The 11330-nt window shown below is 64.7% G+C and carries 13 protein-coding genes; 2 read left to right on the top strand and 11 right to left on the bottom strand.

Annotated elements, in window-relative coordinates; genetic code table 11:
- Positions 1–24: 24 nt before the first annotated feature.
- From nusB to AC522E_RS09095, 8 genes are all read right to left on the bottom strand, one after another.
- Complete coding sequence (gene nusB, locus AC522E_RS09130; RefSeq protein ID WP_500750104.1) at positions 25–507, bottom strand: transcription antitermination factor NusB; 483 nt, start codon at positions 505–507, stop codon at positions 25–27.
- A 2-nt stretch (positions 508–509) separates the two neighbouring features.
- The gene (gene ribH / locus AC522E_RS09125; RefSeq protein WP_500750103.1) at positions 510–1001 is read right to left on the bottom strand and encodes a 6,7-dimethyl-8-ribityllumazine synthase; all 492 of its coding nucleotides are present in this window, start codon (positions 999–1001) and stop codon (positions 510–512) included.
- A 205-nt stretch (positions 1002–1206) separates the two neighbouring features.
- Positions 1207–1845 (bottom strand): riboflavin synthase, encoded by a 639-nt coding sequence (locus tag AC522E_RS09120; protein ID WP_500750102.1) that lies wholly within the window; start codon positions 1843–1845, stop codon positions 1207–1209.
- Complete coding sequence (gene ribD, locus AC522E_RS09115) at positions 1845–2987, bottom strand: bifunctional diaminohydroxyphosphoribosylaminopyrimidine deaminase/5-amino-6-(5-phosphoribosylamino)uracil reductase RibD (protein ID WP_500750101.1); 1143 nt, start codon at positions 2985–2987, stop codon at positions 1845–1847. Before ribD ends, AC522E_RS09120 begins: the two co-directional genes overlap by 1 nt.
- A complete protein-coding gene (gene nrdR / locus AC522E_RS09110; RefSeq protein ID WP_500750100.1) occupies positions 2987–3490 on the bottom strand; it encodes a transcriptional regulator NrdR in 504 nt (167 codons plus the stop codon). Before nrdR ends, ribD begins: the two co-directional genes overlap by 1 nt.
- Positions 3491–3506: 16 nt before the next feature.
- Entirely contained in the window at positions 3507–4805 is a 1299-nt protein-coding gene (gene glyA / locus AC522E_RS09105) for a serine hydroxymethyltransferase (RefSeq protein ID WP_500750099.1), read from the bottom strand.
- A gap of 198 nt (positions 4806–5003) precedes the next feature.
- Entirely contained in the window at positions 5004–5216 is a 213-nt protein-coding gene (locus AC522E_RS09100) for an alkylphosphonate utilization protein (RefSeq protein WP_500750098.1), read from the bottom strand.
- A gap of 129 nt (positions 5217–5345) precedes the next feature.
- The gene (locus AC522E_RS09095) at positions 5346–5981 is read right to left on the bottom strand and encodes a cysteine hydrolase family protein (protein ID WP_500750096.1); all 636 of its coding nucleotides are present in this window, start codon (positions 5979–5981) and stop codon (positions 5346–5348) included.
- A gap of 78 nt (positions 5982–6059) precedes the next feature.
- On the opposite strand from AC522E_RS09095, the gene AC522E_RS09090 reads away from it, so the two are divergent.
- The gene (locus AC522E_RS09090) at positions 6060–6956 is read left to right on the top strand and encodes a LysR family transcriptional regulator (protein ID WP_500750095.1); all 897 of its coding nucleotides are present in this window, start codon (positions 6060–6062) and stop codon (positions 6954–6956) included.
- Between the two features lie 37 nt (positions 6957–6993).
- Here AC522E_RS09090 and AC522E_RS09085 read toward each other — a convergent pair whose 3' ends face one another.
- The 3 genes from AC522E_RS09085 to AC522E_RS09075 all read right to left on the bottom strand — a co-directional run bounded on the left by AC522E_RS09085 (position 6994) and on the right by AC522E_RS09075 (position 10094).
- Positions 6994–8259 carry a L,D-transpeptidase family protein gene (locus tag AC522E_RS09085; protein WP_500750094.1) on the bottom strand — a complete coding sequence of 422 codons (1266 nt, stop codon included), beginning with the start codon at positions 8257–8259 and terminating at the stop codon, positions 6994–6996.
- Between the two features lie 324 nt (positions 8260–8583).
- Positions 8584–9042, bottom strand: a complete 459-nt coding sequence (locus tag AC522E_RS09080; RefSeq protein WP_500750093.1) for a DUF6163 family protein — start codon at positions 9040–9042, stop codon at positions 8584–8586.
- Complete coding sequence (locus AC522E_RS09075; RefSeq protein WP_500750092.1) at positions 9042–10094, bottom strand: enoyl-CoA hydratase/isomerase family protein; 1053 nt, start codon at positions 10092–10094, stop codon at positions 9042–9044. The genes AC522E_RS09080 and AC522E_RS09075 overlap by 1 nt, the downstream gene beginning before the upstream one ends.
- Before the next feature lie 186 nt (positions 10095–10280).
- Here AC522E_RS09075 and hemB point away from each other — a divergent pair, with 186 nt between their 5' ends.
- On the top strand, positions 10281–11318 hold the full coding sequence (gene hemB / locus AC522E_RS09070) for a porphobilinogen synthase (RefSeq protein WP_500750091.1): 1038 nt from the start codon (positions 10281–10283) through the stop codon (positions 11316–11318).
- Positions 11319–11330 lie beyond the last annotated feature (12 nt).

Raw genomic sequence — 11330 nt, 5'->3', positions numbered from 1 at the left:
AACCGACCTGCCTCTTCGTCAGCGCTAGCGCTTCGTCTGCGCGGCGCTCTTCTTTTCCAGCTCGCCGGCGCGCACGTCGCGGGCGAGCGTATCGAGGACCGCGTTCACGAGACCCGGCTCGTCCTGGTCATAGAACCCGTGAGCAACGTCGACGTATTCCGTAATCACGACGCGGGCGGGAACATCCTTGCGGAACATCAGCTCATAGCCCCCGGCCCGGAGGATCGCCCGCAGGACGGCCTCGATTCGCTTCAGCGGCCATCCGGCGGCCAGGGCCTTGTCGACCTTCACGTCGATGGCGCGCTGGTTCTCCACCACGCCGGACAGGATGTTGCGAAAGAAATCCGTATCGGACGGCTGAAACTCGATGCCCTCGACCTCTCGACCGATCCAGAAGGCTTCGAATTCTGCGAGCGCATCGATGACGCCCTTGCCCGACACATCCATCTGATAAAGGGCCTGCACGGCTGCGAGGCGGGCGGCCGAACGCTCTGCGGGCTTCGCCATGATCAGGCCTCCTCGACTTTTCGTTGGATGCGAAGGACGGCGAGGGCCGCGTCCACCGCTCCCCCGCCCTTATTCAATTCGTTGACGCGCGCGCGGGTCCAAGCCTGCTCGTCGTTCTCGACGGTCAGAATGCCGTTCGCCAGCGGGAGGCGGCGTAACATCGACAGGTCCATGAGCGCACGGGCGCTCTCTCCGGCGACGATATCGTAGTGGCCGGTCTCGCCCCGGATGACGCAGCCGAGCGCCACGACTGCATCGTAGGGCCGGCCGGCCCTTTCGGCGGCGTCCAGCGCAATGACGATCGTCGCGGGGATTTCGAGGGCGCCGTCGACCGTCAGGATGTCCGCCTTGGCCTGCGCCGCATCCGCGGCCTGCATCGCCCCGCGCAGGAGCTCGTCTGCGATATCGTCGTAGAAGCGCGCCTCGACAATGAGGATGCGGGCGCCGGGGACCGGCGGGCGGGAATTCGAGGACTTAACGGAATGCGCGACCATTGAAAAACCGTTCTGAAACCTTTTCGAAAGGCCCGAAAGCCCTGTTCTGACCTTCCGCCCTCATCCTGAAGAAGGGGCACCGCCTGCATCTCCAAGGTGAAACCGGAGGCCACCGGGACGGCCTCTTCCTTCGAGCCGGATTGCTTTGCAATCCTCCTCAGGATCGGGGGCATTACGCTCTATACGAGGAGGTGCCGCGCGTCCCCTACCCCGCCCGGCGCGCCTCCGCAAGCCGTGCGGCGTATCGTGCCATCAGATCGACCTCGAGATTGAGCAGGTCGCCCACCTGGCGCTCTCCCCAGGTGGTGACCGAAAGGGTGTGCGGAATGATGAGAACCGAGAACACGTCGTCCTTGACGGAGTTCACGGTAAGAGACGTGCCATCGAGACAGACGGACCCTTTTTCGGCGATGAAGGGGGCCAGCGCCGCCGGTGCCTTGATGTAGAACCGTGCGGTGGGCCCCCATGGATCATCGCCGGCCGTGATCGCCTCCCGCGCGACGATGGTCGCGACACCGTCCACGTGACCTGTGACGATGTGACCGCCGAGTTCGTCGCCGATCTTCAGGGATCTCTCCAGGTTGATCCGGGTCCCGGCCTCCCAGAAAGGCACGGTGGTGCGCTCGAGTGTCTCGCTCGCTGCATCCACATCGAACCAGCAGCCGCCGTCGTCGCGCTTTCCGACCGCCACCACGGTCAGGCATGGCCCGCCGCAGGCAATGGATGCGCCGAGCGCGATCGAGGCGGGATCATAGGATGCGTTGATCCGAAGGCGCCGCAACGTCCCTTGCGCGCCCTCGGCCGCAACGACGTCGCCGACATCGGTAATGATCCCCGTGAACATCAGGGTCTCTCCCAGAACATGAACAAATCGGAGCCCAACTGCTCCTCCCCGACGAGGCGCAGCTCGTCCATCTTTTCCTGAAGCGCCAGACCCAAGGCCGGAACATCGCCCCTGCCGCGCCCCGAGCCTCCGGTCACGAGAACGAGATCGTCCACGAGACCGTGCTGCGCCAGGGCATTGGCCAACGCAGGCCCGCCCTCGCAGAAGACGCGGGTCAGGCCGCGCCCACCCAGGAGGCGCAAGGCCTCCGGAAGCGACACGCGCCCTTCACTGTCCGCAGGCACGCGCAGGACCTCGACTCCCGCCTGGAGAAGAGCGGACTCTGCCTGGGCCGGGGCCGCGAGGGTCGTAAGGACCCAGGTCGGATGCCTCCGTGCGCCCTTAACGACGTTCGACAGGAGTGGAATCTGCAGGTTGCTGTCCAGGATGACGCGGACCGGCGAGCGCGCCTCCAGACCCGGCAACCGCACCGTGAGAAGCGGATCGTCGGCCAAAACGGTGCCGATCCCGGCCATGACGGCATCCGCATGGGCGCGCATCAGGTGGACGCGTCCATTGGCCGTCTCGCCGGTAATCATCAGGCGCGGTCCGCTGCGGGCGCCTGCGAAGCCCTCCGTCGTCCGGGCGAGCTTCACGGTCACGGCCGGCCGGCCCTTCGTCACGCGCGTGATATGACCCCGATGGGCACGGAGCGCCTCGCCGGCCATGCAGCCCACATCGACGGCGATGCCCGCCTGCCGCAGCCGGTCATGGCCCTGCCCCGCGACCCGGTCGTCGGGATCCTGGATCGCAGAAACCACGCGGGCAATTCGCGCCGCCATGATGGCATCGATGCAGGGCGGACTCTTGCCGTGATGGGAGCAGGGTTCCAGGGAGACGTAGAGCGTCGCGCCGCGGGCGTTGTCGCCTGCAGCCGCCAGAGCGACGCGCTCGGCATGGGGACGCCCGCCGGGCTGAGTTGCCCCTTCCGACAGGATTAGCGGCCCGCTGCCGAGATCCCGAACCACGACCGATCCGACGGACGGGTTCGGCCATGTCAGTCCCAGATTGCGGGCGCCAAGGGCGATGGCGAGAGCCATGAGGCGGCGGTCCCGAGCGGACCTGTCCGGCGAGGCGTCCTCGGCAGGGGTGAACGAAGACATCAATCCGACTGCACCGGGTTCTTCTTCGGCGCGGACGCCTCCCCCTCGGGCTCGTCACTGGCCAACCGGCCGAGAATCTCTTCGAAGTCCTTGGCCTCGCGGAAGTTCTTGTAGACCGACGCGAAACGCACATAGGCGACATCGTCGAGACCCTTCAGGCCTTCCATCACCAGTTCGCCCACGGTCTCGCTCGGCACTTCGGCATCGCCCATGCTCTCGAGCTGGCGCACGATGCCGTTGATCATGCGCTCGACCCGTTCGGGCTCGACCGGACGCTTGCGCAGGGCTACTTCCACCGAGCGCTCGAGCTTGTCGCGGTCGAAAGGCACGCGACGGCCGGAACGCTTCAGCACGAAGAGTTCGCGCAACTGGACCCGCTCGAAGGTCGTGAACCGGCCGCCGCAATCGGGGCAGATGCGCCGGCGCCGGATGGCCGAGGAATCATCCGTCGGCCGGGAATCCTTCACCTGGGTGTCCAGGCTCCCGCAATAGGGGCAGCGCATGTCGGTCGCCCGTTCCTCAGCCGTAGATCGGGAAGCGGCGTGTCAGCTCATGCACGCGGTGCTTGACCGTGTCCTCGACCCCGGCATTGGCCTCCTCGCCATGCTTGGCGAGGCCGTCGAGAGTTTCGACGATCAGCTCCCCCACCCGGCGGAACTCGGCGACGCCGAAGCCACGGGAGGTCGCCGCCGGCGTACCGAGACGGATTCCCGAGGTCACCATTGGCTTCTCGGGGTCGAAGGGCACGCCGTTCTTGTTGCAGGTGATGTGCGCGCGCCCGAGCGCGGCCTCGGCGGCCTTGCCGGTGAGCTTCTTCGGCCTCAGGTCGACCAGCATGAGGTGGTTGTCGGTGCCACCGGCGACGATGGCGTAGCCGTTGGACACCATGGTGTCGGCAAGAACCTTGGCGTTCTCGACGACAGAGCGGGCATAGAGCTTGAATTCAGGCCGCAGGGCCTCGCCGAATGCCACCGCCTTCGCCGCGATCACATGCATGAGCGGGCCGCCCTGGAGACCAGGGAAGATGGCCGAGTTGATCTTCTTGGCCAGATCCTCCTCGTTGGTGAGAATCATGCCGCCCCGCGGGCCGCGCAGAGTCTTATGGGTTGTGGTCGTGACCACGTGGGCGTGGGGGAACGGCGACGGGTGCGCGCCGCCGGCCACGAGGCCCGCAAAATGGGCGATATCGACCATGAAGAAGGCCCCGACTTCGTCCGCGATCTCGCGGAAGCGGGCAAAATCCCAGAACCGGGAATAGGCCGAGCCGCCGGCCACGATCACCTTCGGCTTATGCTCGCGGGCCAGACGCGCGACCTCGTCCATGTCGATGATCTGGTCGCTCTCGCGGACCTTGTAGCTGACGACGTTGAACCACTTGCCAGACATGTTGACCGGGGAACCGTGGGTTAGGTGGCCGCCGCAGGCGAGATCGAGGCCCATGAAGGTGTCGCCGGGCTTCATGAGGGCCATGAAGACGGCCTGATTGGCCTGGCTGCCGGAATTGGGCTGCACATTGGCGAATTTGCAGTCGAACAGCCGCTTCGCGCGCTCGATGGCGAGTTCCTCGGCCATGTCGACGAACTGGCAGCCCCCGTAATAGCGGCGGCCGGGATAGCCCTCCGCATATTTGTTGGTCATGACCGAGCCCTGGGCCTCCAGGACCGCCCTCGAAACGATGTTCTCCGAGGCAATCAGCTCGATCTCCTCACGCTGGCGCCCGAGTTCGAGCCCGATGGCGCGGGCGATCTCAGGGTCGCTGTCGGCGAGGCTTGCCGAGAAAAAGCTGTTGGACAGGTGACTGCGTGCCGCTTCGCTCATGGAAATGTAAACCTTCTGCCGCTCTCAGGAGAGCTTCGCCGACCTGCCAGGGGCTTTATCACGCGCGGAGCGGGAGCGCCAAGCCGCCCTTTGCCGCGAGAGTGCAGGTGTTCCTTAGATGGGACGGATGGGACGCGATCGAAAGTCCGGACGCGATCACGGTCCCCTTCCATCCGCCCGAAGAAATCCTGGCCCAGGTCACGCTTTCTTCAGGAAGCACGTCTTCAGAACGAGGCCTTTGACCTTCTCGGCCCGACCCTCGATCTCCTCCTCGTTGTCGGTGAGCTGAATGTTCCTGATCAGCGTCCCCCGCTTCAGCGTGACGGACGTGCCCTTCACCTTGAGGTCCTTGATGAGGGTGACGGAATCGCCGTCGTTCAGAGGGGTGCCGTTGCTGTCTTTGACCGTCATGACCCGTGAGCCGCCTGTTGTGCTTCGATGGACGGCCACCAGCGGTCGTCGACTCGCCCTTTAGCAGGTGAGGCGCGGACAGACAAAACGGCCCGCCTCGGGACGGGCCGCTTCACCGGCAGAACGATCTCACGCAGCGTTTCGACGCGTTTCCGGCAGGGCATCCGTATCCGCTGCCACGATCGCGAACCGGTCCGCCAGTTCGGCCAGCGCCGTCCGATGAACGGTTTGGGCCGGGATGATCCCGCCGAGGGGGTCCGGGAGGTCACGGCTGGCCGTCGCGGCGGCGACGATCGTCGTACGGATCCCGAGATCCAGGGCCGCCCGCGCCGTCGCACTGATACACATATGGCTCATGAAGCCCGCGAGAATCAGCTCGCCGCGGCCGGTCTCCCGGGCGATAGCCTTCAGATCTGCGGATAGAGTCGTGCCCGCGAAGGAATTGGGCAGCGTCTTGATCACGATTGCCTCCCCCTCACGGGGAGCGAGACGCGGATCGATTTCGGCGAAGGGCGTCGTGGGATCGAACAGGGGTCGCCCCGGACTCGAATGCTGAACCACGTGGATCACCGGGACATGGTGCGCCCGCGCTCGCGACAGCAGACGCGCGGCCTCCTCGATGGCGGCCTCGACGCCGGCGAGAGGCAGCTTGCCGATCGTGTATTCGAGCTGTGCGTCCACGATCACGAGGACAGAGCGATCGAGGGGGCTAGCGTCGCGCGGGGCGCCCGCGATCTCGAGAAGTGTCTTCGGAATGTCAGTCACAGGATTCCTCCGTTCAGGATTTCGACGCCCCAATCCTCGCGCATGGTATCTTGCGCGAAAATTATCTATCTTCGCACGATGTCTGATCAAAAACGCACAAGTCTCGATTGGGACGATATCCGCTTCTTTGGCGAACTCGCGCGACAAGGCACCCTGTCCGGCGTGGCGCGGAGCCTTCGGGTCAATCACGCGACCGTGTCGCGCAGGCTTGCCCATCTCGAGGCGACCCTGGAACAGCCTCTGTTCGAACGTCGTCCCGACGGCTACGTGCTGACTGCTGCTGGCGAGCGGATCCTGGAGGATGCGCGCGCGATGGAGAAGGCTGCCGTGGGTCTGGTCGACCAGGCTCGATCGTTGAAAGGCTTGAGCGGCTCCGTCCGTATCGCGGCGACGCCCGCTCTGGCTGAGCGCTTTCTGGTGCCGCGTCTCGGTGAGTTGCGGAGAACTCACCCAGGGATTGCCATCGAGGTGATCGCCAGCCCGATGAATGCCAGCCTGGCGCGAAGGCAGGCCGATCTGGCCTTGCGGCTCGCCCGTCCCGAGGGCGATGAGGCGCTGACCCGGAGGCTCGCCATTCTGGGTTACAGCCTCTACGCCGCCTCCGCCTATCTGGAGCGGACGGGCAGTGATCCGCAGAGCTGGGACTACATCGGCTTCGATGAAGCCCAACGCCATCTGCCGGAAGCACTCTGGCTAACAAGCCACGGTGCGCCACGACATATCGTCTTTCGCGGAAGCAGCCACACGATTCAATTGGCAGCGGCAGTGGCTGGCATCGGCGTCGCCTTGCTGCCGAGCTATCTTGCGCAACCGGAAACGGGACTCGTCCGCTGTTCCGCCCCTTGCGTCCTGACGCGCGAACTCTGGCTGGTGATGAGGCCGGATGCACGCACCGTCCCAGCCGTGCGGACAGCCGCGGACGCGATCCTTTCACTCGTCGAGAGGCAGGCGCCTCTCCTGCGGGGCGACACCTGACGGGACGACCCGTCAGGTGGACATGTACCCCCCACCCTCAGTTTTGCAGGAACATCTCCTGGTCGGGCTCGTTCGGGACCCGGCTTGCCACGGGGATCGAGCTTCCGAGGCCATCCTTGTTGTAGATGTCGTCACGGAACTGGACGAGGCCGTCCGGGGTCGCCCAGGCGGTGATGTACACCCAGTAGATGTTGACAGGCTGAGACAGCCGCGCATCGATCCGCTCACCGGACTTGAAGGCGGCGTCGATCTGTTCGCGGCTCCAGCCGGGCGTGTCCTTCAGCAGCCACTCGATGTAGTCGCGGACATTCTGCACGCGCACGCAGCCGGAGGACACGAAGCGGAAATCGTCGCCGAAGATACCCTTCGACGGCGTGTCGTGCATATAAACCCCGTGCGGGTTCGGGATGTTGATGCGCACGAAGCCCATCGAGTTCAATTCGCCGCCCGGATCCTGGCGGAAGCGGTAGCGGGTCGCCTCGTCGGAGAACCAATTGACCTGGCTCGGGCTCAGCTCCGTATTCCCGTTGAAGATGCGGATCTTGTTTTCCGTCAGGTAGTTCGGCTCCTTCTGCATCTTCGGGATCAGGTCCTTGCGGATGATGGAGGCCGGAACGGTCCAGAAGGGGTTGAAATTCACCTCCTGCACCTTCGCATTCATGATCGGAGACTGGCGGTCGATCTTGCCCACGCCCGCGGCATGGCGGGTATGGACAGCACCGCCCTCCACCGTCTCGACGAGAGCGGCGGGAATGTTCACGCTGACGTAACGGTTGCCGAGATTGCCCGAGAAGCTGCGCAGGCGGACCACGTTGATCTCGAGCTGGCGAATGCGGACATCGACCGGCACGTTCATCGCTGCCACCGTCGCAGCGGTCATGGTGCCGGTCGAGCTGAGGCCGTGCCGGGCCTGGAAGCGGCGGACACCGGCCTCGACATAGGAATCGTAGACCGGGGATTCGCCGGCTGCCGGGTCGAGGTCGCCGGTGATGATCAGGCGCTGGCGCAGTGCCATCACCGCCGGGCTCTTGGAGCCGACCCGCATTCCATCGACACCGCGAACGGGCTGCCAACCACCGCGTGCGGAAATATCCCGGTAGCGCGCGATCATCTGCTCCGTGGCGCCGAGGGTATCGGCCGACAGCATCGGCGTCGTCGTGCGCTGGATGCGGGTCCGCGAAACGGCTTCGTAATTCTGCGACCACTCGGCCTGGTTCCCAGCCATTTGCTGAGCCAGGGCTGCCGTCGCCGGCGTGAAGACGAGGGCGAGCGATCCGGTCAGGAGGGTGCGACGAGACAACATGAGCGCAGGCTTTTCCGGTTGTTGCAGGGGTGGAGACGCGAAAACAGAGGAATCAACTTCCCAGGGCTCTCAATCTCAGCGGAAAATGCCGGGATTGAATTAAGGAACGGTATCGAAAACAGGGAACATCGGGGCCGTTTTATGGCAAATCCAGCCGGTCCGCAGCTTCGCTCCTACTTCCATGCCGCCCAAGCCAATCTTATCCGACACTGTGTCGTTGAGGATACACTATTCCGTGAACATTCGCCGAATCTGAGATCAAAATCCTGAGATCGCTCCCGAGAAAACGAATCGCAAGTCTTTATTATTTCACGGCTTTAACCGTCACTGCTCCTGCGCTTCGAGCCATGCCATGACAAGATAGACGGCCACGAGAGTCAGGAAAAAGGCGATCGTGAGAATGCCGCTGGAGACGACACTCGGAAAGAATGCCGCGAGAATCAGATGGCTCATGACCGCCAGCAACCACATGATTCCACCCCAGGTGCTCGTCATCCAAAGTCCGACGGCAGCGATGAGGTCGATCAGGGCGAAATAGATGATGGTGGCCTGATATCCGGTGGTACGGGCCTCGAAATGCCCTACAGGCGTCCAGATTCCGAGGATCACGGCCCAGGCGCTCAGGCCCTTCATGATCCACAGGATCGAGAGGATGCGCATGTACCAGGTCAGCACGAAGCCCCAGCGCAGGCTCCCCTGCGCGGCCGGACGCTCCTCGATGCGATCGGACGCGTAGTCCTTGGCCAGATCGAGCGTACCCTTCTGGCTGGAGGAACGGGGCATCAGGCAATCTCCAGTTCGCCGGCGCCTAAATCGCCGAAGTAGCCTTCGATAACCGCTTTGTCGACGCTCTCCAATGAGTTCGGCTGCCAATGCGGCTTTCCGTCCTTATCGATCAGGGTCGCCCTCACGCCCTCGTAGAAGTCGTGTCCGTCGACAACTCGCGACACGATGCGGAATTCGACCTTCATGGCCTCGCTGAAGTCGAGGGATCGGCCGCGCCGCACCTGCTCGAAGGCGATGGAAAGGCTCGTGGGGGATTTGGTCCGCATGGTCGCCGCAAGGCCGGCTGCGAAGGCGGAGCCCTTGGCAGCGGCATCGTCGAGATTCCGGAGAATCGCCGAAACGTCGTGGCCGGAAAAGCAGCGGTCGATCAGGTCGCGATGCTCCGCCAGCGGTGCTGGGCCAGGATCGACAGCCATGGCCTTCAATGTGTCCTCCACCGGCGCACCGCCCACGAGGGCTTCCTTCGCCTCCCCGACCCTGCCGCTGTCCATCGCGTGGGTCGCGAGCCCCAGCATGACCGCATCCGCGCGGCGGATCCGCTCGCCGGTCAGCGCGATATACATCCCCGTTTCCCCGGGCAACCGCGGCAATGCGTAGGTTGCACCCACGTCGGGAAAGAAGCCGATGCCGACTTCGGGCATGGCGAACAGGTAGCGTTCCCCCGCGACCCGGTACCTGCCGTGGAGAGAGACGCCGACGCCTCCGCCCATGACGATTCCGTCGATGAGGGAGATGTAGGGCTTCGGATAGCGCTTGATCAACGCGTTGAGCCGGTATTCCTTCCGCCAGAATTCGAGCGCCTCCGACTTCCGGTTCGCCCGTCCGAGCTCGGTCAGATGCCGGATATCCCCGCCGGCACAGAAAGCCTTTTCGCCTGCACCCGTCACGATGACGCGCGTGACGGCCGGGTCCTTCTCCCAAGCCTCGAGAGCACGCGTCATCTCCTCCACCATGACGAGGTTGAGGGCGTTGAGCGCCCGTGGCCGGTGAAGGGTGATCAGGCCCGCCGCCCCGTGCCTCTCACAAAGGATGTCCGCGTTCTCGTCCATCGAAGCCCTCCCGGTCTGCCCGCTACGGCTTAGAACAAGTGCGCGCGGGGCCGTCAATCAAGCCTGATGGGCGGGCTTCTCCACTGCAACCCACACATGCGACGCCGAACCCTTTTTTAGACTCGCTCAGATGTGTTAACCCTCTGCCACCCGCCGGCGGATGAGGCCGGCCACGGACCAGGATCCATGTCGAAGCTGTCCCCCCTGCATCGCCCCGCCCTCCACGACGCCGCTGCCCCGTCCCTGTCGCTGACCCAGCGGCTGCGGCGCAACCGCAAGGCCGACTGGTCGCGACGCCTCGTGCGGGAGAGCGTACTGACCGTCGACGATCTGATCTGGCCAATTTTCCTGTCGGAGGGTGCGAGCGGCCGCGAGCCCGTCAGCTCCATGCCGGGTGTCGAGCGCCTCACCGTCGCCGAGGCGGTACGAGAGGCCGAGCGGGCCGCAGCTTTGCGGATTCCGGCGCTGGCTCTGTTCCCCAATACCGACCCCTCCCTGCGCGATCCGACGGGCTCGGATTCCCTTAACAGCCGCAATCTGGTCTGCCGCGCGGTGCGCGAGATCAAGCGCGCGGTACCCGAGATCGGCATCATCACGGACGTGGCCCTCGATCCCTATACGAGCCACGGCCACGATGGAGTGATGGCGGGTGAGCGCATTCTCAATGACGAGACTGTGGCTCTTCTTGCGCGTCAGGCCCTGATCCAGGCCGAAGCGGGCGCCGACATCATCGCTCCCTCCGATATGATGGATGGCCGGGTCGGCGCGATCCGGCAGGCTCTCGACGAGGCCGGCTTCCAGGACGTGCAGATCATGGCCTATGCCGCGAAATATGCCTCCGCCTTCTACGGCCCGTTCCGGGATGCCATCGGCACCAGCGCCACCCTCGTGGGCGACAAGCGGACCTACCAGATGGATCCGGGCAATTCCGACGAGGCCTTGCGCGAGGTCGCGCTCGATCTCGACGAGGGCGCGGACATGATCATGGTCAAGCCTGGCATGCCCTATCTCGACATCGTCCAGCGCGTGAAGGAAACCTTCGCTGTTCCGACCTTCGCTTATCAGGTATCGGGCGAATACGCGATGATCCAGGCTGCGGCGGCGAATGGCTGGCTCGACGGGGAAAGGGCGATGATGGAAAGCCTCCTCGCCTTCAAGCGCGCGGGAGCCGACGGCATCCTGACCTATTTCGCGCCGAGGGTGGCCGAGAAGCTCAAGGCTTAGTTCGATCTCGTC

This window comes from Microvirga sp. BF8 (assembly GCF_059888585.1).
Note: the sequence above shows the minus strand (reverse complement) of the source record. Positions and strands in the feature narration are given on the sequence as shown.

Excerpts from the sequence above, each read along its gene's own strand:
- nrdR (WP_500750100.1), bottom strand. The coding sequence starts at position 3,490 with ATGCGCTGCCCCTATTGCGGGAGCCTGGACACCCAGGTGAAGGATTCC.
- hemB (WP_500750091.1), top strand. The coding sequence starts at position 10,281 with ATGTCGAAGCTGTCCCCCCTGCATCGCCCCGCCCTCCACGACGCCGCT.
- AC522E_RS09090 (WP_500750095.1), top strand. The coding sequence starts at position 6,060 with ATGTCTGATCAAAAACGCACAAGTCTCGATTGGGACGATATCCGCTTC.
- AC522E_RS09120 (WP_500750102.1), bottom strand. The coding sequence starts at position 1,845 with ATGTTCACGGGGATCATTACCGATGTCGGCGACGTCGTTGCGGCCGAG.
- AC522E_RS09085 (WP_500750094.1), bottom strand. The coding sequence starts at position 8,259 with ATGTTGTCTCGTCGCACCCTCCTGACCGGATCGCTCGCCCTCGTCTTC.
- AC522E_RS09080 (WP_500750093.1), bottom strand. The coding sequence starts at position 9,042 with ATGCCCCGTTCCTCCAGCCAGAAGGGTACGCTCGATCTGGCCAAGGAC.
- ribH (WP_500750103.1), bottom strand. The coding sequence starts at position 1,001 with ATGGTCGCGCATTCCGTTAAGTCCTCGAATTCCCGCCCGCCGGTCCCC.
- AC522E_RS09100 (WP_500750098.1), bottom strand. The coding sequence starts at position 5,216 with ATGACGGTCAAAGACAGCAACGGCACCCCTCTGAACGACGGCGATTCC.
- nusB (WP_500750104.1), bottom strand. The coding sequence starts at position 507 with ATGGCGAAGCCCGCAGAGCGTTCGGCCGCCCGCCTCGCAGCCGTGCAG.
- glyA (WP_500750099.1), bottom strand. The coding sequence starts at position 4,805 with ATGAGCGAAGCGGCACGCAGTCACCTGTCCAACAGCTTTTTCTCGGCA.
- AC522E_RS09075 (WP_500750092.1), bottom strand. The coding sequence starts at position 10,094 with ATGGACGAGAACGCGGACATCCTTTGTGAGAGGCACGGGGCGGCGGGC.
- ribD (WP_500750101.1), bottom strand. The coding sequence starts at position 2,987 with ATGTCTTCGTTCACCCCTGCCGAGGACGCCTCGCCGGACAGGTCCGCT.